Source organism: Marinobacter oulmenensis (genome assembly GCF_014201735.1).
Lineage (GTDB): Bacteria > Pseudomonadota > Gammaproteobacteria > Pseudomonadales > Oleiphilaceae > Marinobacter > Marinobacter oulmenensis.
On the sequence record NZ_JACHFE010000009.1, the window covers coordinates 94,756 to 120,078 of the forward strand.

General features: G+C 58.6%; 23 protein-coding genes. 16 read left to right on the forward strand and 7 right to left on the reverse strand.

Annotation, left to right across the window (positions count from 1 at the left end; all coding sequences use genetic code 11):
* The first annotated feature begins 30 nt into the window (after positions 1–30).
* The 10 genes from HNR38_RS15325 (at position 31) to HNR38_RS15370 (ending at position 12,724) form a co-directional block, all read left to right on the forward strand.
* On the forward strand, positions 31–831 hold the full coding sequence (locus tag HNR38_RS15325) for an HAD-IIB family hydrolase (protein WP_183705900.1): 801 nt from the start codon (positions 31–33) through the stop codon (positions 829–831).
* Between the two features lie 15 nt (positions 832–846).
* Positions 847–2,070 carry a glycosyltransferase family protein gene (locus HNR38_RS15330; protein WP_183705902.1) on the forward strand — a complete coding sequence of 408 codons (1,224 nt, stop codon included), beginning with the start codon at positions 847–849 and terminating at the stop codon, positions 2,068–2,070.
* Positions 2,067–3,800, forward strand: coding sequence for a sugar phosphorylase (locus HNR38_RS15335; RefSeq protein WP_183705904.1), 1,734 nt, complete (start codon positions 2,067–2,069; stop codon positions 3,798–3,800). Before HNR38_RS15330 ends, HNR38_RS15335 begins: the two co-directional genes overlap by 4 nt.
* Before the next feature lie 61 nt (positions 3,801–3,861).
* Entirely contained in the window at positions 3,862–4,302 is a 441-nt protein-coding gene (locus HNR38_RS15340) for a VOC family protein (RefSeq protein WP_183705907.1), read from the forward strand.
* 160 nt (positions 4,303–4,462) lie between these two features.
* Entirely contained in the window at positions 4,463–5,830 is a 1,368-nt protein-coding gene (locus tag HNR38_RS15345; RefSeq protein WP_183705909.1) for a hypothetical protein, read from the forward strand.
* Positions 5,802–6,176: a hypothetical protein gene (locus HNR38_RS15350; RefSeq protein ID WP_183705911.1), complete on the forward strand. Its 375-nt coding sequence runs from the start codon at positions 5,802–5,804 to the stop codon at positions 6,174–6,176. The genes HNR38_RS15345 and HNR38_RS15350 overlap by 29 nt, the downstream gene beginning before the upstream one ends.
* Before the next feature lie 140 nt (positions 6,177–6,316).
* Entirely contained in the window at positions 6,317–8,938 is a 2,622-nt protein-coding gene (locus HNR38_RS15355; RefSeq protein WP_183705914.1) for a type VI secretion system Vgr family protein, read from the forward strand.
* A gap of 5 nt (positions 8,939–8,943) precedes the next feature.
* On the forward strand, positions 8,944–9,756 hold the full coding sequence (locus HNR38_RS15360) for a DUF4123 domain-containing protein (RefSeq protein ID WP_183705917.1): 813 nt from the start codon (positions 8,944–8,946) through the stop codon (positions 9,754–9,756).
* A gap of 83 nt (positions 9,757–9,839) precedes the next feature.
* Positions 9,840–10,622 (forward strand): DUF3304 domain-containing protein, encoded by a 783-nt coding sequence (locus HNR38_RS15365; RefSeq protein ID WP_183705919.1) that lies wholly within the window; start codon positions 9,840–9,842, stop codon positions 10,620–10,622.
* A 260-nt stretch (positions 10,623–10,882) separates the two neighbouring features.
* On the forward strand, positions 10,883–12,724 hold the full coding sequence (locus HNR38_RS15370) for a T6SS phospholipase effector Tle1-like catalytic domain-containing protein (protein ID WP_343068344.1): 1,842 nt from the start codon (positions 10,883–10,885) through the stop codon (positions 12,722–12,724).
* A 154-nt stretch (positions 12,725–12,878) separates the two neighbouring features.
* Here HNR38_RS15370 and HNR38_RS17535 read toward each other — a convergent pair whose 3' ends face one another.
* Entirely contained in the window at positions 12,879–13,418 is a 540-nt protein-coding gene (locus tag HNR38_RS17535) for a cold-shock protein (protein WP_183705923.1), read from the reverse strand.
* Between the two features lie 153 nt (positions 13,419–13,571).
* On the opposite strand from HNR38_RS17535, the gene HNR38_RS15380 reads away from it, so the two are divergent.
* Positions 13,572–13,790: a SlyX family protein gene (locus HNR38_RS15380; protein ID WP_183705925.1), complete on the forward strand. Its 219-nt coding sequence runs from the start codon at positions 13,572–13,574 to the stop codon at positions 13,788–13,790.
* A gap of 39 nt (positions 13,791–13,829) precedes the next feature.
* Here HNR38_RS15380 and dapE read toward each other — a convergent pair whose 3' ends face one another.
* Genes dapE through map form a run of 6 tightly spaced genes read right to left on the reverse strand, consistent with a single transcriptional unit; the run spans position 13,830 to position 21,031 of the window.
* On the reverse strand, positions 13,830–14,957 hold the full coding sequence (dapE, locus tag HNR38_RS15385; RefSeq protein ID WP_183705927.1) for a succinyl-diaminopimelate desuccinylase: 1,128 nt from the start codon (positions 14,955–14,957) through the stop codon (positions 13,830–13,832).
* A gap of 8 nt (positions 14,958–14,965) precedes the next feature.
* On the reverse strand, positions 14,966–15,994 hold the full coding sequence (gene dapD / locus HNR38_RS15390; RefSeq protein ID WP_183705929.1) for a 2,3,4,5-tetrahydropyridine-2,6-dicarboxylate N-succinyltransferase: 1,029 nt from the start codon (positions 15,992–15,994) through the stop codon (positions 14,966–14,968).
* A 53-nt stretch (positions 15,995–16,047) separates the two neighbouring features.
* Positions 16,048–16,392 (reverse strand): ArsC family reductase, encoded by a 345-nt coding sequence (locus tag HNR38_RS15395; RefSeq protein ID WP_183705931.1) that lies wholly within the window; start codon positions 16,390–16,392, stop codon positions 16,048–16,050.
* Between the two features lie 17 nt (positions 16,393–16,409).
* On the reverse strand, positions 16,410–17,615 hold the full coding sequence (gene dapC / locus HNR38_RS15400; RefSeq protein ID WP_183705933.1) for a succinyldiaminopimelate transaminase: 1,206 nt from the start codon (positions 17,613–17,615) through the stop codon (positions 16,410–16,412).
* Entirely contained in the window at positions 17,612–20,260 is a 2,649-nt protein-coding gene (locus tag HNR38_RS15405) for a [protein-PII] uridylyltransferase (RefSeq protein WP_183705935.1), read from the reverse strand. The genes dapC and HNR38_RS15405 overlap by 4 nt, the downstream gene beginning before the upstream one ends.
* Positions 20,261–21,031, reverse strand: a complete 771-nt coding sequence (map, locus tag HNR38_RS15410; protein WP_183705938.1) for a type I methionyl aminopeptidase — start codon at positions 21,029–21,031, stop codon at positions 20,261–20,263. It abuts the gene before it with no gap.
* Positions 21,032–21,283: 252 nt separating this feature from the next.
* Between map and rpsB the strand changes: the two genes are divergently transcribed.
* The 5 genes from rpsB (at position 21,284) to uppS (ending at position 25,309) form a co-directional block, all read left to right on the forward strand.
* Entirely contained in the window at positions 21,284–22,036 is a 753-nt protein-coding gene (gene rpsB / locus HNR38_RS15415; RefSeq protein ID WP_183705940.1) for a 30S ribosomal protein S2, read from the forward strand.
* Between the two features lie 95 nt (positions 22,037–22,131).
* Positions 22,132–23,001: a translation elongation factor Ts gene (tsf, locus tag HNR38_RS15420; protein WP_183705942.1), complete on the forward strand. Its 870-nt coding sequence runs from the start codon at positions 22,132–22,134 to the stop codon at positions 22,999–23,001.
* A 180-nt stretch (positions 23,002–23,181) separates the two neighbouring features.
* On the forward strand, positions 23,182–23,910 hold the full coding sequence (gene pyrH / locus HNR38_RS15425; RefSeq protein ID WP_183705944.1) for a UMP kinase: 729 nt from the start codon (positions 23,182–23,184) through the stop codon (positions 23,908–23,910).
* 16 nt (positions 23,911–23,926) lie between these two features.
* A complete protein-coding gene (gene frr / locus HNR38_RS15430; protein ID WP_183705946.1) occupies positions 23,927–24,484 on the forward strand; it encodes a ribosome recycling factor in 558 nt (185 codons plus the stop codon).
* 57 nt (positions 24,485–24,541) lie between these two features.
* Positions 24,542–25,309 carry an undecaprenyl pyrophosphate synthase gene (uppS, locus tag HNR38_RS15435; RefSeq protein WP_183705948.1) on the forward strand — a complete coding sequence of 256 codons (768 nt, stop codon included), beginning with the start codon at positions 24,542–24,544 and terminating at the stop codon, positions 25,307–25,309.
* The last annotated feature ends 14 nt before the right edge of the window (positions 25,310–25,323 follow it).

Sequence of the window (25,323 nt, forward strand, 5' to 3'; positions counted from 1 at the left end):
GTAACTCAGGTTGAAGGGCAGGCTGGTCAAATGCAACCACGTCTCATTGTTTTCACGGATCTGGATGGCACCCTTCTGGATCATCACAGCTACAGTTGGCGGGCGGCTATGCCGGCTGTATCCCGGCTGTGTGGCCATGGCATTCCGCTGATACTGAACTCCAGCAAAACTGCGGCAGAGATATCGGAATTGCAGCGAACGATGGGGCTAAGAGCCCCGTTTATTGTCGAGAATGGTGCAGCGGTGGTGATTCCCCAGGGATGTCTGGGCAATGACGACGACGAAGTGGTTCATTTCGGTGCCAGCCACGAGGAAGTTATTCGCTCACTTTTGGTGCGCAGAGAGGCGGGCGCTCATTTTCGGTGCTTTCACGATATGTCGGTTGACGAACTCGTACAACTGACCGGCCTTTCCGCCCACGGGGCCGAGCAGGCGAAACAGCGGCTCGGGACAGAGCCGCTGCTATGGGAAGGATCCGATGAGGAACTGGTCGATTTCCGGACCGCGCTGAAGGGGGATGGCCTCCGACTGGTGCAGGGTGGTCGGTTCCTGCACGCCATGGGGCGCTTTGACAAGGCAGACGGTGCCCGTTTCCTGCTTGAACGATACCGCGAACATTATGGCGATACACCACTGGTGTCCATCGCCCTGGGTGACAGCCCGAATGACCAGCGTATGCTGGAAGAAGCGGACATCCCGGTGGTCATCCGGGGCGTCAACAGCGACCAGCTTGAACTGCCGGCTTCAAGCCGGCCCATGCGTTCGCTCAAGCCCGGCCCCGAGGGCTGGAATGAATGTGTACTGAACCTGTTGTTCGAGTACGGCTACTGACAAAGGAGAGCCGCCATGGGCGACTTTTACCAGAACGGCATCATAACCACCCTGCACAACCTGGTCCGGCGCCCCGTCGGGGATCTGGAACAGGACCTGATGAAATTCCGCAAGTCCCGCCCCATGTCGCTGGTGCTGCCCTCCCTGTTTTCCGAACTGGAAGGGCCGGCTTTGAAAAACATCGTTCAGGAGCTGGCCCAGGTGCCTTACCTGGATGAGGTCGTGATCGGGCTCGATAAAGCCAACGAGCGCGAATACCGCTATGCGCTGGAGTACTTCTCCGAGCTTCCCCAGCCGTTCCGTGTGCTCTGGAATGACGGACCACGACTGCGCAAACTGGACATGACCCTTCGGGAGCAGGGGCTGGCTCCGACGGAAATGGGGAAAGGGCGTAATGTCTGGTACTGCTTCGGTTATGTCCTGGCTTCCGGGGTGAGTGAGTCGGTGGCCCTGCACGATTGCGACATCGTGACCTATTCCAGAGACCTGTTGGCCCGGCTGATCTACCCGGTGGCCCATCCCGGGTTCAACTATCAGTTCTGCAAGGGTTATTACGCGCGCGTGGCGGACCAGAAAATGAACGGCCGGGTCAGCCGGCTGCTGGTAACGCCCCTGATCCGGGCCCTGAAGAAAGTCTGCGGCCCCAGTGACTTCCTCGATTATCTGGACAGCTACCGTTACCCGCTGGCCGGTGAATTCTCCTTTCGGACCGACGTGATCAACGACCTGCGGATTCCCAGCGACTGGGGGCTGGAGATCGGCGTGCTTTCCGAGATGAAGCGCAACTACGCCACCAATCGTCTGTGCCAGGTCGACATTGCCGATGTATACGACCACAAGCATCAGGATCTGTCGCCGGCGGATGCCTCCAAGGGCCTGTCCAAAATGAGCGTGGACATCTCCAAGGCCCTGTTCAGGAAACTGGCCACCAATGGTGAGGTGTTCTCCAATGAGAAATTCCGCACCCTCAAGGCAACCTACTTCCGCATGGCCCTGGATTTCGTCGAGACTTACGAGAACGATGCCATCATGAACGGCCTGTCCTTTGATCGGCATAAAGAGGAAAAGGCGGTGGAACTCTTTGCCCAGAACGTCATGAGGGCCGGCGCCTACTTTCTCGAACATCCGATGGATACGCCCTTTATCCCCAGTTGGAATCGCGTGACCAGTGCCTTACCGGATATCCGGGAGCAACTGCTGGAGGCCGTAGAACTGGACAACGAGGAATACCGCCCATGACCCGCACGCTGCATGACAAGCTTCAGGCCATGCTGGATGTCGTGTATCCGGCCCTGGATTGCGACTATCTCGCCGGCAGAATCCTCGACAGGTTGGACCTGGCGCCCGATGCGGAGACGCCCCCGGCGCATCAGAATCTCTGGAATGAAGCCGATGTCCTTCTGATCACCTACGCCGATACGGTTCAGCAGGCCGGGGAAAAGCCGCTGGTTACCCTCAAGCGCTTTCTGGATGACTGCCTGCGGGACACCTTGTCGATGGTGCATGTTCTGCCGTTTTTTCCGTACAGCTCGGACGATGGCTTTGCCGTCATGGATTACATGGCGGTCAACGAATCCCATGGGGACTGGGATGACATCCGGGCCATTGCCCGGGACTACACGCTGATGTCGGACCTTGTGATCAATCATGTCTCATCCCGTAGTCGGTGGTTTGAGAACTTTCGCAAGCGGGTGAATCCGGGCAGGGACTATTTTTTTGAGGCGGACCCGAAAACCGATGTGAGCATGGTCGTTCGGCCACGGACATCGCCGCTGTTGACGCCTGTTCAAACCGAGGACGGCGAACGCTGGGTCTGGTGTACCTTCAGTGAAGACCAGGTGGACCTGAACTTCGCCAACCCGGAGGTGCTTCTGGAGTTTGTGGGCATTATCCGCCATTACATGGATTGTGGGGTCCGAATCTTCCGGATGGATGCGGTGGCCTTCCTCTGGAAGGAAATTGGCACCTCCTGTATCCATCTGCAACAGACCCATGAGCTGATCAAGATCCTCCGGTTGCTGATCGAGGAGTACGCCCCGGGCGCCATGGTGATTACGGAAACCAACGTGCCCAACCGGGAAAACCTGACCTACTTCGGTAACGCCAACGAAGCCCATGCCATCTACAATTTTTCCCTGCCGCCGCTGCTGTTGAACACGCTGGTCACCGGCAACTGCCGTCACCTGAAAACCTGGCTGATGAGCATGCCTCCGGCACAGATGGGGACCACTTATCTGAACTTCATCGCGTCCCATGATGGCATCGGACTGCGTCCCACGGACGGTCTGCTGACCGAGGACGAGAAACAGCGTCTGATCAATACCATGGAATCCTTTGGCGGTCGGGTCTCCTACCGGCGTGCGCCCGACGGGCGGGATCAGGCTTATGAAATCAACATCACACTCTGGGATGCCCTCAAGGGCACGGCAGAAGGTGGTTCCGACCACTGGCAGTTGCAGCGTTTCCTCTGTGCCCATACCGTCATGCTCGCCCTGGAAGGGATCCCGGCGTTTTACATTCACAGTCTGCTCGGGACCGAGAATGATCAGGTCCGGGTGGAGCACACCGGCCGTTTGCGTTCCATTAACCGCAGTCAGTGGCAGATCGATACCCTGGAATCGACGCTGGATGATCCGCTCAGCCACCACGGCAAGGTGTTCCATGAGCTTAAACGGCTGATTGGCATTCGTCGTGACCAGCCAGCGTTCCACCCCAATGCCACGCAGTTTACCCTGCATCTGGGTCTGCAGATTTTCGGGTTCTGGCGCCAGAGCATGCGGCGGGAACAGTCCATTTTCTGTATTCACAACATCAGCGGCGAGGTGCAGCAGGTGGCACTCGGGGATATCAACCTAATTGGCACCGATCAGTGGCGGGACCTGATTTCCGGACTGCAGATTGATGACCTATCCGGTGTGCTTACGCTAAAGCCTTACCAATGCATCTGGTTGACGAATACACCGGAATAGCCCCCTGACCGCCTCCGCCCGGAGGGTGTAAACTGGACCGAAATTCCTGACGGAGGCATTCATGCAATATCTGCACACCATGATTCGGGTCAGTAATCTCGATGAGACGCTGCATTTTTTCTGTGACCTGCTGGGCATGGTGGAGATCAGCCGAAAAAGCAGTGACAAGGGGCGCTTCACCCTCGTTTTCCTGGCTGCGCCGGAGGATGAGGCTCGTGCCCGGGAAGATAGGGCGCCCATGATCGAGTTGACCTACAACTGGGATCCGGAAGAGTACACGGGTGGCCGCAACTTCGGGCACCTGGCCTACCGGGTGGACGACATCTATGCCCTGTGCGAAAAACTCCAGGCCAATGGAGTGACCATTAATCGCCCGCCTCGGGACGGTCACATGGCGTTTGTCCGCACCCCGGACAACATTTCCATCGAACTGCTCCAGAAAGGGGATGCCCTCGAACCGAGGGAGCCCTGGGTGAGCATGGAGAATACCGGGACCTGGTAATGCCAAAAGCTCTGCCACCGGCAAATAGCATTGCCGGGGTGGGGCTTTCGTTCTAGAATCCGCTCAGTCAAAGACGCCTCTGAATGGCGAGCGTTCAGGGCTCATTACCCACGGCATCAGGACGATGTCCCTTCGAAGACTCATGGATGAGGAGTAGTTCATGGAAGACTGGCAGGCATGTCTGGCGCCGGAGTGCCAGGCTGCGCTCCGGCAGGCGCGTGAGAGCGTGTTGCATCGGGGTGGCGCGGTGGTGACGGTAGAGGACTTTCTGCTGGCCCTGCTTGATACCGCCCCGGGAATCATCCCTTTTCTGCGCAGCGAGTCGGTGGATATCGACGAGCTGGTTCGTACCATCCAGGGCGAGCAGCCGTTGGTCACCGAGGTACACAACGAAGGGCAGCTGTCCTCCCAGTTGCTGTACTGGATCTCCCGGGCCAGAGAGATTACCGGCGCCGAGTGGCTTAACTGGCTGAACATGCTCAGAACCCTGGCCTGCTGCTGTGAACGCTTGCAGGACAAAGCCTATGTGGCGGTTCTGGAACTGGTGCAGTCCTGGCCAGAGAAACCCGCTAGTATGTTACCGGAAGCCCCGGACACTGTTCCGATCGCATTGACCGACCCCGCCTGGTTGATGCTCGCTGAAGATCTGGCCGTGACACTGACCAGTGATCCCTCGGTTCTGGTCTGGGTCACTGGCCCGGAAGGCAGTGGCAAGACCAGTTGGCTTCAGGTGCTGCGTTCTGCCCCCGGTTTTGACAGCGTGTCAGTCAATCCCCGTCATGACACGTCCGTTCGCGACTGCGTTGCCCGCTATGTGGAGTCTGGTGAAGGCGTTGGTCACTGGCCGGTACTGGTGCTGGACCAGGTATCGCCTTCGGACCTGCTGGAATTGATGGTGTGGCCTGGCAGTGCCATTGCCCGGCTGCTCGCTCAATGGGGTGGCCCGGTGCTGGCGCTGGGGCGGCATGGTTTTGCCCGGGAAGCGGATTATCTTCGACTGGCCCGGATGACCGGGCGGCAGCCTGAAATCATTCCATTGCCTTCCAGCAGCCGGATGCAGTGCCGGTCCATTCTGAGTCTGCATCAACCCGTGATTGAAAAGCGCTGGAATCTGCAACTGCGCCCGGACCTGCTGGATCATGTGGCGGCAGTGGCTCGAGACCGCGGAATGACGCCCGGTATCATGCTGAAATGGCTGTGCCGGGCGGCGGCGCGGCATGGATGGCTGGTGGTGCATGGCACCTCCCAGAGCCAGATGCTGGAGGCTCGTCATCGTGAAGCCGATCGTCAGGCACTGGTCGCCCTGGCCCGGGGTGCTACCGTTCAGCACGAGCCCCTGTCGGAACGGCGCCCGGAGCAACTGGAAGGTCAGCGGACAGAAGAGCCGGACACCCTGTCTCTGGCGGATCTGGAGGAGGAACTCCAGCGACTGCTTGCAGCGGGCCCCCACCCGGTCCACTATGACGGCTTTGACGATCAGGAGCAGGGAGATACCTCGGGTGCAGGATCTGGAAATCTATATTCGTGATCTGGAGTCAGGTGATGTCTCAGGCTGGCTATCCGGCCAGCTGGACCATCTGGAGCTGAATGACAGTGACCTGAATGGGGTTGTGAAGGGGGCAGGCCGGTATGGCAGCGAGCGTCTGCGTATCACTCTCTACCCGGGCGCGTTTGGTAAGCGCTTCACGTCGGTTGTGCTGGAGGGCGAACGGTTGCCGTGGCATAGCGATCTGGAATGTGCGCGGAGCGCCTGGCGTGTGCTGGACCGTGAAGTGCGTTGCAGTCCGGGGGACTGGCAGGAGGGTGATCCGGTCGAGGATGAAAAATGGTGGCGCTTGGACCACCGGGGGGAACAGAAAGTGGTCTGGAACTGAGCTGGATCTGATCTCCTAAGTGTTGCAAGTGATTAAATTTGAGATCTGGTTGGTTTGGCTATCTTTGTAGGTCGATATACTATGGCTTGGCGGCCAAGGCAGGCTGTCTGAGAACAAAACTCTAAGGATGGAAAGTGCTCATGGAAGAGTCAGGTACGCTCCCTCATTCTCTCTCGGACATTTTCAACACCGAACTCTCTCAGTCCCAGCGCCTGCTGCGCCTGTCGGTCGGCGCGCCGTTGTTGCCCCACCGCCTCATAGGCGAACAGCGCGTCAGCGAACCCTTTCGCTACACTCTGGACTGCTTCTCCCAGCAGGGCGATATTGAACTCAAAACTCTGATGGCCCAGCCGGCCCGCCTGTCGGTTTTACAGGCCGATGGCGGCTACCGCCACCTGCACGGGCTGGTCTCCGAAGCCGCCCTACTGGGTGAAGACGGCGGCGTGACCTACTACCAGCTCACCCTGGTGCCCTGGCTCGAGATGCTCAAGCTCGGGCGCAACAGCCGCATCTTCCAGAACCGCTCGGTGGTGGACATCCTCAGCCAGGTCTTTGACGGCCACGACCTGGCCCGGGGCGGCTACCGCTTCGACCTGCGAAGAGAGTACCCGGCCCGCAGCTACTGCGTGCAGTACCGGGAAAGCGACTTCCAGTTCGTCAGCCGCCTGATGGAAGAAGAAGGCCTGTGGTACTACTTCGAGCACTCCGGTAATGGGAGCGGCGAAGACAATGAAGATCAGGAATCGAACCACTTCGACGGCCACCGCCTGGTCATCACCGACGACGTCGACACCACCGCCCCGGTCCAGCCCCGGGTTATCCGCTTCCACCGCCAGGCCGCTACCGAACAAGAAGATGCCCTCACCCAGTGGGGCGGCGTACGCCAGCAGCAGCCCACCCGCGTCAGTATCGGCACCTTCGACTACAAACAACCGTCCCTGACCAAACGCACCGGCCTGAGCACCCTGCATGACCAGGGCAACCTGCCGGACGCCGAAGTCTACGACTACGCCGGCGAATACTATTACTACGGCCACGACCGCGGCGAACGCCTGAGTGCCAACCGCCTCGAAGCCCACGAATCCCAGGCCAAACGCTTCCGGGGTGCCGGCGGTGTCCGGCAACTCGACGCCGGGCGCTGGTTCGAACTCAGCCAGCACCCCCGCCACGACACCGGTGGCGAAGCCGAACGCCAGTTCCTGATACTCGGCGTCACCGTCCACGCCGAGAACGCCCTGCCGGTCTCGGCCCACCTGAACACCTTACCCGGCAGCCTCAAGCCCCAAATCGACGCCGCCAAGCGGGCCCAGGGCCTGGATAACGACAGCCCGGACGACATCAACAACGCCGGCAGCGGCCACTTCCTGGTGGAACTGCAGGCCCAACGCCGCACCCAGCCCTACCGTTCGCCCATACTCCACAAACGCCCGGTGATCGGCGGCCCCCAGACCGCCACCGTGGTCGGCCCCGAAGGCGAAGAAATTCACACCGACGCCCTCAACCGCGTCCGTGTACAGTTCCACTGGGACCGCCAGGGCCAGCACAACGAACAGGCCGGCGTCTGGCTACGGGTGGCCCAGCCCAACGCCGGCCCCGGCTGGGGTGGCGTGTTCGTGCCCCGCATCGGCCAGGAAGTCATCGTCGACTTCCTCGAAGGCGACGCCGACCGCCCCCTGATCACCGGCCGGGTCTACAACGGCGAACAGCAACCCGACTGGCACAGCCACGGCCTGCTCTCCGGGTTCAAAAGCAAAACCTACAAGGGCAGCCAGTACAACGAACTGGTCTTTGACGACGCCACCGACCAGGAACGGGTGCGCCTGAACTCCGAAAACGAAAAGAGCCAGCTCAACCTGGGCTACCTGATCCACCAGAACGGCAACCACCGGGGCGGCTTCCGGGGCACCGGCTTTGAACTGCGCACCGACGCCTACGGCGCCATCCGGGCCAACGAAGGCCTGTACCTGACCAGTTGGGGCCAGATCGGTGCCAGCGGCGACCAACTTGATCTTACTCCAGCCCGACAGCAGATCCAGAGCGCCTGGCAACTGAGCGACAGCCTCAGCCAGAGTGCAGCTGACCACAACGCCGAGGCCCTAAACGCCACCGCCTACCTCAAACAGGCCGGAGACGACGCCGACGACACCTACGGCACCAGCGAACAACTCACCGACAGCGACCAGAGCAGCGCCGCCGGCGCCAGCGACAGCGGCGGACGGGGTGAAGCGGCCAGAATGAAAGCCCCCTGGCTGCACATGGCCTCACCGGCGGGCATCACAATGAGCACCCCGGAATCCAGCCACCTGGCCCAGGGCAAATCCCTGAGCGTGGCCTCGGGCGAAGACGTCAACATCGCCACCGGCAAAAGCCTGGTGGCTTCCATCTCCGAAGCCCTGTCGCTGTTCGTGCAAAAGGCCGGCATCAAGCTGTTTGCGGCCCGGGGCAAGGTGCAGGTACAGGCCCAATCCGACAACCTGGAAACCACCGCCCGCAAAGACCTGAACATCACCTCCAGCGAGGACAAAATCGACCTGGCCGCCGCCAAGGAAATCCTGCTGGTCAGCGGCGGCGCCTATGTGCGGATCAAGGATGGCAATATCGAGCTTCATGCCCCGGGCAAGGTGAACGTGAAAGGGGCGATGAAGAGCTTTGGCGGGCCGACCCAGTTGAGCGTTTCAATGCCTCAAATGCCTGAAAGCATCTGTGTCGAATGTCTGTTGAAAAACCTTTCAAACGGAACGCCTGTTGTCAGCGTAGGTTGAACCCCATGCAGCTAATAGATCAGTACCCTCCTGACTGGGAAGCTCAGACTATATCGTCAATCAAGCACTGGCTTGGCTCTGGCGATGATGCAAATGTCTATTTATTAGTCGATGCGGCTTTTCGATATAACACCGCACTTGCGATGGTCAGATCTCTATTTAACAACACGCAATGGCTGTCACTCTATCAGGACGCCCCCAACACCAGTGAACGGGTATTGGCGGTCTCTCCGCTGCTGCTGCGTATTACCGAGGACAAACTCCAGACTGTTCAGCAGTTGCGGAAAGAAACCGAGGGTAATCCAATGCTCAGCATGATTGTTTCAAAAGAATCGATGGAAGGTCTTTGGCAAAGGCTGGCTGCCTTTCGTTTTATCACAATCCAAAAAGAGCGTTATCTGCTACGCCTGTCCGATAACCGAAGGCTTCCGCAGGTTATGGCCATGCTTACACCAGCCCAAAAAGCCCATTTAACCGGAGGTATGTTGAATTGGAGCTATGTTGCGCGGGATGGCTTATGGTACACATTGGATCTGGGACCACACACTGAAACACCCACTCCTCCCTTACCCGGCTCTCTCGAACTCAACGAACATCAGGTGTCGACCTTGCTCGATATGAACCGGATTGATGCCCTCGCTGATGGTCTTCGACGTAACGAGCCAGCAATCTTCCAGAGTTTTGATAAACCCTCAGAGCTTTATGGCTGGATCGAAGAGACACTGGACAAAACAGCATTACCTGTTGACACCTACGCCCAGCAGTTAGAGTGTTGTCGGCAGGCCGCCTATCGGCCAGGACACCATCATGAAACCTGAAGCCTTGCCGCTATCCCGTCGTTATTATCCAGAGACAAGGAACTGTTCATCCCATACCCAGAGACAACAAGGAGTGTGTCCCAATGCATTTTAACCTACGCCGGATCTTTGCAATGGTGGCCATCCTCGTTCTCTCTGGTTGTGGCCCAAGCGAGAGCGGGAACGCCGTCACTCTGAACGTTACAGGTGTTGACTATGCTGGCAAGGGTATCAGTGCCTTCGCGGTTGAAGATCCCAGCAACCCCGAAAACCGGGGCACCGGCATGTCCATCACCCCGTACAGTGCCGGTGGTATCCAGTGCTGTTATCAGGTTCCCGAAAAATGGCACGAAGGCATGACCGTCAACGTCATTGTCCGCTATCCGCTGGAGGGCGAAACCACCGACGAACGTTCGGCCAACCTTGCCAAACGCCAGGCCGAGGGCACCGTCAAACACACCATTTCCGTTAACATTCCGGAATACGAGACACCCGCCCGCGGCACACTGTGGGTGCAGTTCCTGCCCGAGAAACAGGCGAAGGTGGTCGTCAGCGACCTGGACCCACCCCATGAAGATTTTCCCGGCGACGTAAAAGGGTGGCCGGAGCCTTCGGATGAATACCGAAGAAAAATCATAGACAGGGATCTTCAACTGGTAAGAGAACGACTCGGTCGCAATCAAGAAGCTTTAGATGAACTGAGCGAAAACCCCATAGAAACTCGGAAGACTTACTGGGGAGTATTCAAGCGAACAAGAACCAAAGACTTGGATCAGTATTCTGGGCCCGAAGACCCTCAATTCCACGAACTGCTCCAAAACTACCTCGTGCGTTACATTGAAAACGACAAAAAGGAGATTCGTATTCTTGAGGAGGCCAGACCATGAACTCAACACTGGCCAAAACAATAAGTGAAGGATATAGAAACCCTGCTAACAGAAGCTCCTTCTTTTCACATTTAGAAATTAAGGATTTAGATAATCTCTATGAGCAAAGAGAAACGACCTCTTCTGCCCTATCCCCCTGCGACACCAACCTCTTCATCGGCACCTTCTTTGATGGTACCGGCAACAATTACGGCGACAGCATCAGCCGCAATGATCACAGCGAGTCCAATGTTGCCAGACTCTACAATACCTTCCCTGGCATGAGCGTGCCTGGCGTACTGCCACCAGAGACCGACTGGCAGGCCAACCTGGCCGACTACGATAACTTTTTCCGTATCTACACACCTGGTGTCGGCACGGCATTCAGTCAGGTCGGAGATTCCGGAGAAGGTTTTTTCGACAAGACTCTCGGAGGTGGCACGGGGCGTCTGGGGGAAGTGCGCATTCTTTGGGGATTGGCCCAGGTCATCAATGCCGTACACCGTTACTTCCTCAAATCGATGCTGATCGACAACCAGGAAGTCCAGCGAGTGAGCGACTCAGGCAACCTGGATGCGAGCGCCCTGCAAAGTGATCCGCTGGCCCGGACTTCCTATAACAAGTACGGGATTCAACAACAGCAACAGACGATTCCGCTGACCCTCGCAAGCTGGCTCAGGCGGCTACACCGTGCCATTGCCAATCATATGAGTGATGGATTCAGCGCGCCTGCCAACAAAGAGCCCGGCATCGTCAAAAACGTGTATCTGTCTGCGTTCGGGTTTTCCCGTGGCGCCGCCGAAGCCCGAACCTTCTCCAACTGGCTGGTCAAGCTCTGTGAACTGGATGCCAGTCTGACCGGAAAGGCGAGCCAGGGGCTAACCCTCGGAGGCTTCCCGGCGACCTTCGATTTTCTGGGCATCTTCGATACGGTGGCATCAGTCGGCATCGCCAACATGGTGCCCACCGCTGATGGTCATGGCGCCTGGGCAGACGCCGAGATTTCACTGGCCATTCCACCGAATGTAGCCCAGTGCGTTCATCTGGTTTCTGCGCATGAGAACCGCCAGTCCTTCCCGCTGGACTCCATATACAATGATCATTCCATTGCCAGCAATGGCGAGGAAATCGTCTTCCCCGGTGTGCATTCGGACATCGGCGGGGGCTACAGTCCCGGCGAACAGGGCAAAGGCACCGATAACATCGGGCGGGATATGATCTCCCGTATTCCGCTGGCAGTGATGTACCGGAAAGCCCGCTTGGCGGGTGTTCCGCTGAAACTGGAACAGGCGTTATCTGACGATCAGGACGGCTTTAAAATCGCCCCGGAGACCATCCGAGACTTCAACGCCTACATCAACCAATGCCAGGTGAAGTCCGGCGAAACCGGGACTATTGTCCGTGAACATTGGCGCCGGGCCATAGAATGGCGTCTGAACAACCATCGGGCCGGAGGTGTGACTACTCTGAGAAGCTATCGGCTTGCCTCCCAGTACGACCGGAACAACCTTGCCTCCGGTTATCGCAAGTTCCAGGAGGAACTGGAGCGGTTTTCGGAGTGGCAGGAAATACGCGAAAAACGCCGTCGTTACAGTAGAGGGAACCCGGGAGACGAGGCTGACTGGATCATTCTGAAAACCGGCGGCGATCCCTCCGCCGCCAAGGATTGGCGACGAATCGATGAATTCTACCCTGAACTTGGCACGCCACCCGAGCCCGTTGCAGTAATGATGGATGAATACGTCCACGACTCAATCGCCGGCTTCCTGCCGGAGTGGGCAGGAGAAGCGGAGGTGATCGCTTATCTCCGGGAGTTGGTGGCCAAGAAGCATATTCTGGATGACAGCATCTTCTGGGAGGATAAACGGGGTATTCATCTGACCGATGAGGAACGCGAACGAGCCGAGTACTATGAGCGCACCGGACGCATCCCTCCGATGTCAGACCTGGACGTCGGCGAGCACTACCTGCTCGGTGGTGGCTACCTGCGCTTCCGGCTGATCTATGCCGGGGCGGATGACCAGATACTCACACGCCTGCAACTGAAAACCGGGAAAGCCAGCCCCCAACTGGCATTCGCCGGCGGCAGGGGCTCAGAGAGCGCCGCACGACCCAGTGCCTAGCGGATGATCCAGTTCACTACACTACACGATTGGCCGGCCGCCAGATATCTTCAGTCAGCAGCGCAGAATTGTGTTGGAACTTTCGGGGTATCGGTGGCTAGGAGGTATTTCACTCCTAGCCTAGTCGTTGGACTATTGGGGCAGGAAGCGACGATCAGTCGCTCAGTATGGACACGTTGTTGGCCTGCAGGCCTTTCTCCGCCTCCACCACATCGAAGCGCACCAGTTGTCCCTGGCGCAGCACACGACGGCCGCGGCCGCGAATGGCACGGAAGTGCACGAAGACCTCGTCGCCCCCGTCGCGGACGATAAAGCCAAAGCCTTTCTTGACATTGAACCACTTGACGGTGCCCTCTTCATCACCCTCAGGGGAGTCATCGTCCAGATCGTCGTCCTCGGGCTGGTTATTGCGTGGTTGACGATTCTGGCGAGGTGCCTGGTTACGGCTCTGGTTACTGGAGGCTGCTGTCTGTTTGCCAGCCACGAGGATGGACAGGACACCGACGATGGCAAAAATGACCACGGCAAAGACATAGGCCGCGATACCGCTGCCACTGCCCAGTGCCTCAAGGGGCTCGCCAAGGGCCAGCAGGCGAAGGGCGTCCGGCGTGGATGTAAGCAGAACGCCGAGGACAAGAGGTGCCGGAATTGCGATCAGGACGGAAACAAGGATCGCCTTGGCTGGATTACGCATTGGATGAATAGTCTCCATGGTTTGACGCTAACGATAAACAGCCGGACATCAGGTAACATGGGCGTCCGGCCGGTGATGACCTCCGGGCAACAAGGATGCCCGGCGGCAAAAGGCGGCATGATACCAGATTGCATAAAGGGCTGACCAAACCCCATGAGTAAAAAGACGCTTGAAGACAGGCTGGCAGAACTGGAAACCCGGTTGGCGTTCCAGGATGACGTCATCCATACGCTCAGTGAGCAGGTGGCGCAGCAGGAGTTGGACATCCGGGAGTTGTGGCACGCCAAGCAATTGCTGCACAAGCAGTTGAAGGACATTTCCCCGTCCAATGTAAAAAAAGAGGAGGATGAAACACCTCCTCCTCATTACTGAACGTTTTATTCCCCTCACGGGATGAGGGGGAAGCCGTGGCTAAGCCAACAGGTTCACCAGGATGCGCTCATAGATCTCTGAAAGCGTGTCCAGGTCCTCGGCTTTCACGCACTCGTCCACTTTGTGGATGGTGGCATTCAGGGGGCCGAGTTCGACCACCTGTGCGCCGGTGGGCGCGATGAATCGGCCATCGGACGTCCCGCCGGACGTGGACAGCTCCGTCTCCCGGCCGGTTACCGTGCGGATGGCATCCTGACTGGCTGACACCAAAGCCCCCTTGTCGGTCAGGAAAGGGCGGCCGCTCAGATGCCATTGCAGGTCGTACTTCAGATTGTGGCGATCCAGTATGGCCACAACCCGTTCCTCAAGGCTTTCCGCCGTGTTTTCCGTGCAGTAGCGGAAATTGAAATGCACCAGGCACTCGCCGGGAATCACATTGCTGCCCATGCCGGACTCAATCCGCGTCACCTGAAAGGTTGTGGGCGGGAAAAAGTCATTGCCGCTGTCCCAGAATTCCCGGGCCAGGGCATCCAGGGCAGGTGCCACGAGATGCACCGGGTTCTCAGCCAGGTGCGGGTAGGCCACATGGCCCTGAGTACCATGGACCGTGAGGTAGCCGTGCAGGGAGCCGCGTCGACCGTTCTTGATGGTGTCGCCCACTTCGTGAGTTGATGACGGTTCACCGATCAGGCACCAGTCGATCTTCTCATTGCGCGCCTCCAGGGTCTCCACCACCCTGACTGTGCCGTCCTTTGCCGGGCCTTCTTCATCGCTGGTAATCAGCAGGGCAATGGAGCCCCGTGGCTGGTGTTTGGCCAGAAAGCGCTCGCAGGCGGTGATAAAGGCCGCCAGGCTGCCTTTCATGTCTGCTGCGCCCCGGCCATAGAGGTAGCCGTCGCGGAACGTGGGGTCAAACGGCGGATGCGCCCAGTTGCCCTCGGGACCGGTGGGCACCACGTCGGTGTGGCCGGCGAAGGCCAGTACCGGCCCCTCGGAGCCCTTTCGGGCCCAGAGGTTGTCGACGTCACCGAACCGCAGGTTCTCACCGTTAAAGCCCAGGGGGGCCAGGCGAGACATCATCAGCTCCTGGCAGCCCGCATCGTCCGGTGTTACCGAACGCCGGCTGATCAGATCACGGGCAAGTTCCAGGGTCGGGGATAGGGTCATGGGCGTCATCAGTTGTTGGCGTGCAGTTCGTCGTTCAGTTCAATGGCAGTCTTGTTGGTTTTGCATTCCACCGCACCTGTCTGGCTGTTGCGACGGAACAGCAGGTCGTCCTTGCCAGCCAGATCGCGGGCCTTGACCAGTTCCACCAGCTGATTGTGGTCGTCCAGCAGGGCGACCTTGGTGCCGGCGGTCAGGTACAGGCCGGCTTCCACGGTGCAACGATCTCCGAGAGGAATGCCGATGCCGGCGTTGGCGCCGAGCAGGCAGTTTTCACCCACGGATATGATGATGTTGCCGCCACCGGACAGGGTGCCCATGGTGGAGCAGCCACCGCCCAGGTCGGAGCCCTTGCCGATCAGGACGCCGGCTGAAATACGGCCTTCGATCATGGAGGTGCCTTCGGTGCCGGCGTTGAAGTTAATGAAGCCCTCGTGCATCACGGTTGTCCCTTCGCCCACATAGGCGCCCAGGCGGACACGGGCAGTATCGGCGATGCGCACGCCCTTGGGCACGACGTAATCGGTCATCTGCGGGAACTTGTCCACGGATTTGACTTCCAGCGTGCGGCCCTCAATCCGTGCCTGCAGTTGGCGCTCGGACAATTCGTTCAGGTCGATGGCGCCTTCGCTGGTCCACGCCAGGTTCGGCAGCAGGCCGAAAATGCCGTCCAGCTTGAGGCCGTGGGGCTTGGCCTGTCGGTGGGAGATCAGGTGCAGCTTGAGGTAAACCTCCGGCGTACTGGAGGCGGTATCGTCCGTGGCCAGGATGGTCACCACGACCGGGCGCTTGCTGCCTGCAGCAGCCTCTGCCAGACGGGCCTGGTCGGTTTCGCCAACCTGGCGCAGGCTGGTGGCCAGTTGGTTCAGTTGATCGGCGGAGGCGCTGATGGCCTGGTTGCCACCCTGGTATCCGACGGTGCTTTCAAGCACGTCAACCAGTGCCTTGTCCGGGGTCATGACAGGCTGCTGGTAAAAGACTTCCAGCCATTCGCCCTGATTATTCTGGGTGCCGATACCAATGCCGAATGCAAAACTCATCGGGTGCTTGCTCCTGTTCAAGTTGAATCTGAAATTGGATGTGACGGGCGTGTTCAGTGGGTCCACTTTGCCCATGTGTCTGCGTTAAAGCCCACGGAGATGGCGTTGTCTGCGCGTTCGACAACTGGCCGCTTGATGATGGAGGGATTCTCCAGCATGACCTGGTGTGCCGTGTCTGCGTCCATGCTATCACGCACCTCCTCCGGCAGTTTGCGCCAGGTGGTTCCGCGCCGGTTAACGAGAGTTTCCCAGCCAACGGCCTGTTCCCACTGACGGAGCTGGTCGTCGCTCAGACCGTCTTTTTTGAAATCGTGGAATTCATAGTCAATGCCGTTTTCTTCCAGCCACTTCCGGGCTTTTTTCACGGTGTCGCAGTTTCTGATGCCGTACAGTTTCATGGGCCGTTTTTCTGCTCTCAGGCGTTTTGGGATTTAACGAAAGTCACGATGCGTCTTGCGGCTTCCACGCATTCCTCCAGTGGTGCAACCAGGGCCATGCGGACGCGGTTTTCGCCGGGATTGTGGCCGTCCACCGTTCTTGAAAGGTAGCGGCCGGGCAGTACGTGTACGTTCTGTTGGGCGGACAGTTCACGGGCGAAGGTCTCGTCGCTCATCGGTGTTTCCGGCCAGAGGTAGAAGCCGGCGTCCGGGTAATCCACATTCATGACTTCCCGCAGGATGGGCACCACGGCTTCGAATTTGTCGCGGTAGGCCGCGCGGTTCTCCCGGACGTGGTCTTCGTCGTTCCAGGCGGCAATGCTGGCCAGTTGATTGTGGACCGGCATGGCGCAGCCGTGGTAGGTCCGGTATTTCAGGTAACCGGCGAGCAGGTCCGCGTCCCCGGCCACAAAGCCGGAACGCAGTCCCGGCAGATTGCTGCGTTTGGACAGGCTGTGGAATACCAGGCAGCGCCGGAAATCGTACCGGCCGATAGCTGCGCAGGTCTGCAACAGTCCCTCCGGAGGCTGGCTCTCATCCGGGTAAAGCTCCGAATAGCATTCATCGGAGGCAATGATGAAGTCGTGCCTGTCCGCGAGTTCGATCACCCGGGTCAGTGTTTCCCGGGGAATGACCGCGCCACTCGGATTGCCCGGTGAGCACAGGAACAGAATCTGACAATCCTGCCAGATGCTGTCTGGAACCGCGTCAAAGTCCGGGATGAAACCGTTATCGGCATCGCAGGACAGATAGACCGGATCGGCGCCGGCCAGGAACGCCGCGCCTTCATAGATCTGGTAGAACGGATTGGGGCTGACCACCTTGGCGGCTGGCCTGCTGTTGTCCACCAGTGCCTGTACCAGTGCAAAAATGGCCTCCCGCGTGCCGTTGACCGGAACCACGTGGCGTGCCGGGTCAAGGGTGCCCGGCGTCAGACTGAAGCGACGGCTTGCCCAGCCGGCAATGGCTTCTCTAAGTTCGTCAGTACCCCGGGTTGTGGGATAGTTGGCGAGCTTGTCCAGGTTGTCAGCAATGACCTGTTTTACGAAAGCCGGTGACGGATGTTTCGGCTCACCAATACCCAGTGATATGGGCGCCAGATGTTCCGGTTCCTGGATGCCAGCCTTGAGTCTGGCCAGCTTTTCGAACGGGTAGGGATGGAGTCGGTCCAGGTTCCGGTTCATTGAATATCGTCCAGCATTTTGCAGAGGTCCTGTTGCAGATCCCGGCAGATACCCGGATCCCGAAGCTGTCCACCGTGCTCGTCGGTGATAAAGAATACGTCCTCGACGCGTTCCCCCAGCGTGGCGATTTTTGCGTTAGTGAGCCTGACCCGATGCTCCAGCAGAACCTGGCCGATGCGTGCCAGAAGACCCGGGCGGTCGGGGGTGACCACTTCCATGACCGTCCGCTGGTTGACCGTGTCGTTGGAGAAGGTGACTTCCGTCGGGAAGGCAAAGTGTTTGAGCTGCCTCGGGGTGCGCCGGTGAATGATGTCCGGGTAGTCATCCGGATCATCCAGTTCCTCGATGAGCCGGCTCCTGACGCGCTCCTTGCGGTCAGGGTCGACGCCCAGGGGCTGTCCCTGTTCGTCCAGAACCACGTAGGAACTGATGGAGTAGGGGCCGTCCTCGGTTGCGCTGATCCGGGCATCCACGATGTTGAGGTTAAGCTGTTCAAGCACCGCGGTTGTGGCTGCAAACAGCGCAACCCGGTCTTTCATATAGATGATGATCTGGGAGTAGCCGTCGGTCGGGCCGCCCCGGGTATCGCGAATCAGGACCAGCGGGTCCGGGTCATCGCCGTGGCGGATGATGGCCGCTGTCTGCCAGGCGATGTCCACGGTGGAATCCTGCAGAAAGTATTCGTCATCCACGGTATTCCAGACCCGGTCAATCTGCTCATCGGTCATATTCTGGGCAAGCAGGATTTCCCTCGCCTCTTCTCTTGTCGCCCGGATCCAGTCCTGACGGTTGACGGGGGTATCGGTGCCCCGGCGCAGTGCCCGCTTGGTCTCGATATAGAGCTGGCGTAGAAGCGACGCTCGCCAAGTGTTCCAGAGCTTCGGGTTGGTGGCGCTGATGTCGCAGACGGTCAGGATATACAGGTAATCCAGGTGTGCCTGACTGGGTACGGCGCGAGCGAAGGCCTGGATGATGTCCGGATCAGAGATGTCCTTGCGCTGGGCGGTCATGGACATCAGCAGGTGGTTTTCCACCAGCCAGGACACCAGTTGGGTGTCGCGCTCACTCAGGTGATGGCGCTGGCAGAACGCCTCGGCGTCAATGGCGCCCAGTTCCGAATGGTCTCCGCCCCGGCCTTTGGCGACGTCGTGGTACAGGCCGGCAATGAACAGGGTTTCCAGTTTCGGCAGGCGGTGTATCAGCCGGGACGCCAGCGGGTACTCGGGGCTGGCCTCACCACTGTTCAGCCGCACCATGTTTCGGATCACCCGCATGGTGTGGGCGTCCACCGTAAAAATATGGAACAGGTCGTGCTGCATCTGGCCGATAATCTGCCCGAATTCCGGCAGATAGCGCCCCAGAACATTGTACTTCTTCATTGCAGACAGGCTCTGGTCCAGCGCGTGGGGCGTGCGTAGCAGTTCCATAAACAGGGTGGTGACCGCCAGATCCGAGCGGAAGGCGTCATCGATGAGGTGGCGGTGCGCCCGCAGCGAACGGATCGTGGTTGCCCGGATCCCCTTGATCTCGGGGTGCTGGGCCATCAGCACGAAGATTTCCATGATCGCGTAGGGCGCGTAGGCAAAGACCTGGTTGTTGACCGCTTCAATGTAGCGATTGCGGATCTGGAAGCGCTTGTTCAGCGGTCGGATTTCGTCTTCATCGCCGGCACCTAGGATGGCTTCGTCGTAGTACTGCAGGATGACATCCGTCAGCTCTGCCAGGGCGAGGACGCTGCGGTAGTACTGCTGCATCATCAACTCGACTGCCAGGCGCTCATCCTCATCCCGGTAACCCAGCATATCGGCCAGGGCCCGCTGGTGGTCGAACAGCAGGCGGTTTTCGTTGCGGTCGGCGATCAGTTGCAGACCGTAGCGCAGGCGCCAGAGGAAAGTTTCGCCCCGGTGCAGGATGTCATGTTCTTCCTGGGTCAGGATGCTGAAGCTGGTAAGGTCGGCAATGTTCTGCAGGCCGAAATGGCGTTTGGTGATCCAGCCGATGGTCTGGATGTCACGCAGTGCCCCCGGCGACCCTTTAACGTTGGGCTCCAGGTTGTATTCGGTGTCACCGTACTTGCGGTGACGCTGCTGCTGTTCGTCCCGTTTGGCCAGGAAGTAATCGTGATCCGACATGACCTCGTCGGAATAGACTTTCCCGCCGAGCTCCGCACGCAGGGCGTCCGGGCCGGCAATCGTCCGGGTTTCCAGCAGGTTGGTCAGAATGGTGATGTCGTCCCGGGCTGCTGCAATGGATTCGGCCAGGCTGCGCACGCTGTGACCAATATCCAGCTTGAGGTCCCACAGAAGGGTGACAAAGGCTCTCAGGTCTTCCTGCCAGGCTTCCTCTATACCGTTACGGGTGAGAATCAGCAGGTCGATATCGGAATGTGGGTGCAGTTCGCCGCGGCCATAGCCCCCCACGGCGACCAGAGCGACATCAGGGGAGTTGGCGAAAGGATAGCGATTCCAGACCAGCCGAAGAACCGTATCGACAGTGTCTGCCCGGGCCTGCACCAGCGCTCGGACATCTGCGCCCTGGCGGAAGGCCTCGGCATCGGCGTTGTAGCTTTCCCGGAGCAATTCCCGCGCGGCCAGAACCGGGGAAACGTCGTTGCTGATCCGGGATTCCAGCTCGCTTCGGTCCACTTAGAAAGACTCTTCCGATCGTTTGGTCAGCACTTCATAGCCGTCGGCAGTGACCAGAATGGTGTGTTCCCACTGGGCCGACAGTTTGTGGTCCTTGGTCACCGCGGTCCAGCCATCGCCGAGCACCTTGGTCTGGTATTTGCCCTGGTTGATCATCGGCTCAATGGTGAAAGTCATGCCTTCCTTGAGTTCGAAGCCGGTGCCTGCCTTGCCGTAGTGCATGACCTGGGGGTCCTCATGGAAGCCCTTGCCGATGCCATGCCCGCAGAAGTCCCGGACCACGGAATAGCGATGTTTTTCGGCGTGCTCCTGGATTACGTGGCCAATATCGCCAAGACGGGTGCCGGGCTTGACCAGTTCAATGCCTTTATAGAGGCATTCCTGGGTAATCTGGATAAGGCGCTCGGTGCCGGGTTTGGGTTTACCGACCACCCACATCTTGCTGGTGTCGCCGTGATAGCCATCCTTGATGACGGTCACATCGATATTGATGATGTCGCCGTGCTTGAGCACCTTCTTTTCTGTTGGAATGCCGTGGCAGACCACGTGATTGACCGAGGTGCAGATGGATTTCGGGAACCCCTTGTAGTTGAGAGGGGCGGGCACCGCTTTCTGCTCATTCACAATATAGTCGTGAGCGAGACGGTCCAGCTCTTCGGTGGTCACGCCAGGCTTGACGTGCTCATCCAGCATTTCCAGGACGTTGGCCGCCAGACGGCCGGCCACGCGCATTTTCTCAATTTCTTCCGGGGTCTTGATCGTTACCTGCATCGGGCTTCCTGTTGATTTGCGTCAAACCACCATTTTAAGGGCCGCGCGGTTCCGGTACAAGGAAGCCGGTCGCCAAAAATAATGGCGTTGTCAGGGGTGTTTGTGGTATAAACGCGCCCGCTGGCAAAGATCCAGCAAATTCGCACACGTGTCGGCACGTTATCCCAGGGTGCCTGCTCCTGCTTATAAGGGGCGAGGTTGGGGTAATTGGACGCGTGGAGGACTAACCCGAAGCTAAAGAAGGTAACTATCATGGCTCAGGTAAATATGCGTGACCTGCTCAAGGCAGGTGCTCACTTCGGTCACCAGACCCGTTACTGGAACCCGAAAATGTCCAAGTTCATTTTCGGTGCCCGCAACAAGATTCATATCATCAACCTCGAGCAGACTGTTCCTGCCATGGAAGAGGCTCTGAAGTTCATTCAGCAGCTGGCAGAGAACAAGAACAAGATTCTGTTCGTCGGTACCAAGCGTTCCGCCGCCAAGATCATTAAGGAAGAGGCACTGCGTGCCGGTCAGCCTTACGTGAACCATCGCTGGCTCGGCGGCATGCTGACCAACTACAAGACCATTCGTCAGTCCATCCGTCGCTATCGTGACCTGGAAGCCCAGAGCCAGGACGGTACGTTCGACAAGCTGACCAAGAAAGAAGCCCTGGATCGCACCCGCGAAATGGAACGCCTGGAGCGCTCCATCGGCGGTATCAAGGACATGGGCGGCCTGCCGGATGCCATGTTCGTGATCGACGTGGACCACGAGCGGATTGCTATCAAAGAAGCCAACAAGCTGGGTATCCCGGTTATTGGTGTTGTTGATACCAACAGCGATCCGGACGGCGTGGACTACGTGATCCCGGGTAACGATGACGCCATTCGCGCCATCCAGATCTACGTGAAAGCGGTTGCGGATTCCTGCATCGACGCAGCCCAGTCCGCCGGCTCCGGTGCGGACGAGTTTGTTGAAGTCAGTGAAGGTGCCGAAGGCGCTGAGCCGGCGGCCGAATAAGGTCACACCGGTTTCATAATTGAACTTCAGTGTGTACCCGGGGTGCCCGGGTACACCTGCCCCACCGAATTCGGACAAGTTAAAGAGGATTGAACATGGCTGCAATTACCGCTGCAATGGTCAAAGAGCTGCGTGAGCGTACCGGTCTTGGCATGATGGAATGCAAAAAAGCACTGGTAGAAGCTGAAGGCAGTGTTGAGGCGGCTATCGAAGAGCTGCGCAAGTCTTCAGGTCTGAAGGCTGCCAAGAAAGCCGGCCGTACCGCCGCTGAAGGCGTTTCCCTGATCAAGATCTCCGACGACAACACCGTTGCTTACATCCTGGAAGTCAACTCCGAGACCGACTTTGTTGCTCGTGATGACAACTTCATGACCTTTGCCAACGAAGTTCTGGACGTTGCATTCAGCAACGGCGAGACCGACGTTGAAAAACTGATGGACGGTGAACTGGAAACCAAGCGTAAAGAGCTGGTCCAGAAAATCGGTGAGAACATCACCGTTCGCCGTATCGTGAAAGTTGAAGGTCCGGTTGTCGGCGGCTACGTTCACAGCAACAGCAAGATCGCCTCCGTTGTCGCTCTGAGCGCCGGCGATCCGGAAGTGGCCCGTGACGTTGCCATGCACGCTGCTGCGGTTAACCCGCGCGTTGGCAAGCCGGAAGACATGCCGGAAGACGAGCTGGAAAAAGAAAAGGCCATCATCAAGGCTCAGCCGGATATGGAAGGCAAGCCTGCCGAGATCGTTGAGAAGATGATGGGTGGCCGTATCAAGAAGTTCCTCAAGGAAAACAGCCTTGTTGAACAGCCGTTCGTCAAGAATCCGGATCAGACCGTTGGTGAACTCATCAAGTCTGCCGGCGGCGAGCTGGTCGGTTTCGTTCGCCTGGAAGTGGGCGAAGGTATCGAGAAAGAAGAAGTGGATTTCGCAGCCGAAGTTGCTGCTGCAGCAGGTACTGGCAAGGCCTGATCCCCTTCGAAGCGCCGTCACGACAGTGGCGGCGTTACCCGAGTCTGCCACGTCAGTCGGGAGTTTCCCTGACTTTCGTGGCGGGCTTGTATCTGAGATACCCCTTTTGTGAGGAGTATGTCAGATACAGGCCTGAAGACCGCATACGCGGACAACCATCAGACGAAAAAGGGGATCGCCATGCCGACAGCGTCGAAAAACCAGCCCAGATACAAACGTGTTCTGCTCAAGCTCAGTGGTGAAGCGCTGACGGGTGATCACGGTTTCGGTATTGATCCCAAAGTACTTGACCGCATGGCGCTGGAAATCGGCGCGCTGGTCGGTATTGGTGTACAGGTGGCGCTGGTTATCGGTGGTGGCAACCTGTTCCGGGGCGCGGCCCTGAACGCAGCGGGCCTGGACCGGGTAACCGGTGATCACATGGGAATGCTGGCCACCATGATGAACGGCCTGGCCATGCGTGATGCCCTGGAGCGCTCGAACATCCGGACACGGGTCATGTCAGCGATCCCGATGAGCGGTATCGTTGAGCACTATGATCGCCGTCGTGCGGTGCGGGATCTGAAAGAAGGCGACGTGGTGATTTTTAGTGCCGGCACCGGCAATCCCTTCTTTACCACAGACTCAGCCGCCTGCCTGCGTGGCATCGAGATTGAGGCTGACGCGGTCCTGAAGGCCACCAAGGTGGACGGAGTCTATTCGGCTGATCCCAATATCGACCCGTCTGCACAAAAATACGACTATCTCACCTACGATGAAGTACTGGACAAGAAGCTTGGCGTGATGGATCTTACCGCCATCTGTCTGGCCCGGGATCATGGCATGCCGCTGCGGGTGTTCGATATGAACCGGCCCGGCGTCCTGACCCGCATCGTGACGGGTGAGAAAGAAGGTACACTGATCGAATAACAGCGAGGATGCTGACGTGATTGATGACATCAAATCAGAAGCCGACAAAAAGATGCAGAAGGGTGTTGAGAACCTGTTCTCGGCATTCAAGAAAATCCGTACCGGCCGCGCGCATCCGGCCATTCTGGACAGTGTGATGGTGAGCTATTACGGCCAGGAAACGCCACTCAAGCAGGTGGCGAGCGTCAATGTTGAAGACAACCGGACGCTGGCAGTGTCACCCTGGGAAAAAACCATGATCCCGACCATCGAGAAAGCGATCATGATGTCGGATCTGGGCCTGAACCCGTCCTCCACCGGTGATGTGATCCGTGTGCCCATGCCCATGCTGACCGAGGAAAGCCGGAAGGAGATGGTCAAGCAGGCCAAGGCCGACGCCGAGCACGCGCGCGTTGCCATCCGCAGTGCCCGGCGCGATGCCAACAGCACAGTGAAGGAACTGCTCAAAGAGAAGGAAATCACCGAGGACGAGGAGCGTGGTGCCGAGGAGGAGATCCAGAAGCTGACTGACAAGTACATTGCTGAAGTCGATAAGGCGCTCAAGGCCAAGGAAGAAGACCTGATGGCGGTCTGACCGCCCTTACACTCAACGGGTAATGGCGACGGGCGGCCCCGTCGCACAGAGGACTTCATGACGGCAAAACCAACCGCGCAGATACCGGTGGCGGCAGGCACCCGTCCCCGGCATGTCGCCATTATCATGGATGGCAACAACCGGTGGGCGAAGGCCCATAAGCTTAAGGGAGTGGCGGGCCATAAGGCCGGTGTGGATTCGGTCAAGGCCGTGGTTGAGACCTGCGCCCGGGAAGGCGTTGAAGTCCTCACGCTGTTCGCGTTTTCCAGTGAAAACTGGCGCCGCCCCAAGGATGAGGTGTCGGCCCTCATGCGCCTGTTTCTCATAGCCCTTGAAAGGGAGGTGCGAAAGCTGCACCGGAACAACCTGCGGCTGCGCATGATTGGTGACCGTTCCGCTTTCAGTCCGGCCATTCAGGATCATATGGCGAAGGCCGAGGAACTGACCCGACACAATACCGGTATGACCCTGGTAATTGCTGCCAATTACGGTGGTCACTGGGACATCACTCAAGCCACCCAGGCGGTGGCCCGGCAGGTCCAGTCGGGCGAGTTGAGTCCGGCGGATATCACCGAGGATGTCATCCAGCAACATCTGTCTATCGGCGACCTTCCCATGCCGGATCTGCTGATTCGTACGGCCGGCGAGCAGCGCATCAGCAATTTCCTCCTCTGGCATCTCGCCTACACCGAGTTCTACTTTTCCCAGGTCTACTGGCCGGACTTCAAGGCCGAGCAGATGCGGGAGGCGCTTTTGGCCTACAGTGGTCGCAAGCGAAGGTTTGGCCAGACCGACGACCAGATCACTGCCCATCTTTCCGAATAACAACGCGATAAAGC

Coding starts and splice junctions, on each gene's coding strand:
- HNR38_RS15325 (WP_183705900.1), top strand. CDS start 31: ATGCAACCACGTCTCATTGTTTTCACGGATCTGGATGGCACCCTTCTG.
- HNR38_RS15330 (WP_183705902.1), top strand. CDS start 847: ATGGGCGACTTTTACCAGAACGGCATCATAACCACCCTGCACAACCTG.
- HNR38_RS15335 (WP_183705904.1), top strand. CDS start 2,067: ATGACCCGCACGCTGCATGACAAGCTTCAGGCCATGCTGGATGTCGTG.
- HNR38_RS15340 (WP_183705907.1), top strand. CDS start 3,862: ATGCAATATCTGCACACCATGATTCGGGTCAGTAATCTCGATGAGACG.
- HNR38_RS15345 (WP_183705909.1), top strand. CDS start 4,463: ATGGAAGACTGGCAGGCATGTCTGGCGCCGGAGTGCCAGGCTGCGCTC.
- HNR38_RS15355 (WP_183705914.1), top strand. CDS start 6,317: ATGGAAGAGTCAGGTACGCTCCCTCATTCTCTCTCGGACATTTTCAAC.
- HNR38_RS15360 (WP_183705917.1), top strand. CDS start 8,944: ATGCAGCTAATAGATCAGTACCCTCCTGACTGGGAAGCTCAGACTATA.
- HNR38_RS15365 (WP_183705919.1), top strand. CDS start 9,840: ATGCATTTTAACCTACGCCGGATCTTTGCAATGGTGGCCATCCTCGTT.
- HNR38_RS15370 (WP_343068344.1), top strand. CDS start 10,883: ATGAGCGTGCCTGGCGTACTGCCACCAGAGACCGACTGGCAGGCCAAC.
- HNR38_RS17535 (WP_183705923.1), bottom strand. CDS start 13,418: ATGCGTAATCCAGCCAAGGCGATCCTTGTTTCCGTCCTGATCGCAATT.
- HNR38_RS15380 (WP_183705925.1), top strand. CDS start 13,572: ATGAGTAAAAAGACGCTTGAAGACAGGCTGGCAGAACTGGAAACCCGG.
- dapE (WP_183705927.1), bottom strand. CDS start 14,957: ATGACCCTATCCCCGACCCTGGAACTTGCCCGTGATCTGATCAGCCGG.
- dapD (WP_183705929.1), bottom strand. CDS start 15,994: ATGAGTTTTGCATTCGGCATTGGTATCGGCACCCAGAATAATCAGGGC.
- HNR38_RS15395 (WP_183705931.1), bottom strand. CDS start 16,392: ATGAAACTGTACGGCATCAGAAACTGCGACACCGTGAAAAAAGCCCGG.
- dapC (WP_183705933.1), bottom strand. CDS start 17,615: ATGAACCGGAACCTGGACCGACTCCATCCCTACCCGTTCGAAAAGCTG.
- map (WP_183705938.1), bottom strand. CDS start 21,031: ATGCAGGTAACGATCAAGACCCCGGAAGAAATTGAGAAAATGCGCGTG.
- rpsB (WP_183705940.1), top strand. CDS start 21,284: ATGGCTCAGGTAAATATGCGTGACCTGCTCAAGGCAGGTGCTCACTTC.
- tsf (WP_183705942.1), top strand. CDS start 22,132: ATGGCTGCAATTACCGCTGCAATGGTCAAAGAGCTGCGTGAGCGTACC.
- pyrH (WP_183705944.1), top strand. CDS start 23,182: ATGCCGACAGCGTCGAAAAACCAGCCCAGATACAAACGTGTTCTGCTC.
- uppS (WP_183705948.1), top strand. CDS start 24,542: ATGACGGCAAAACCAACCGCGCAGATACCGGTGGCGGCAGGCACCCGT.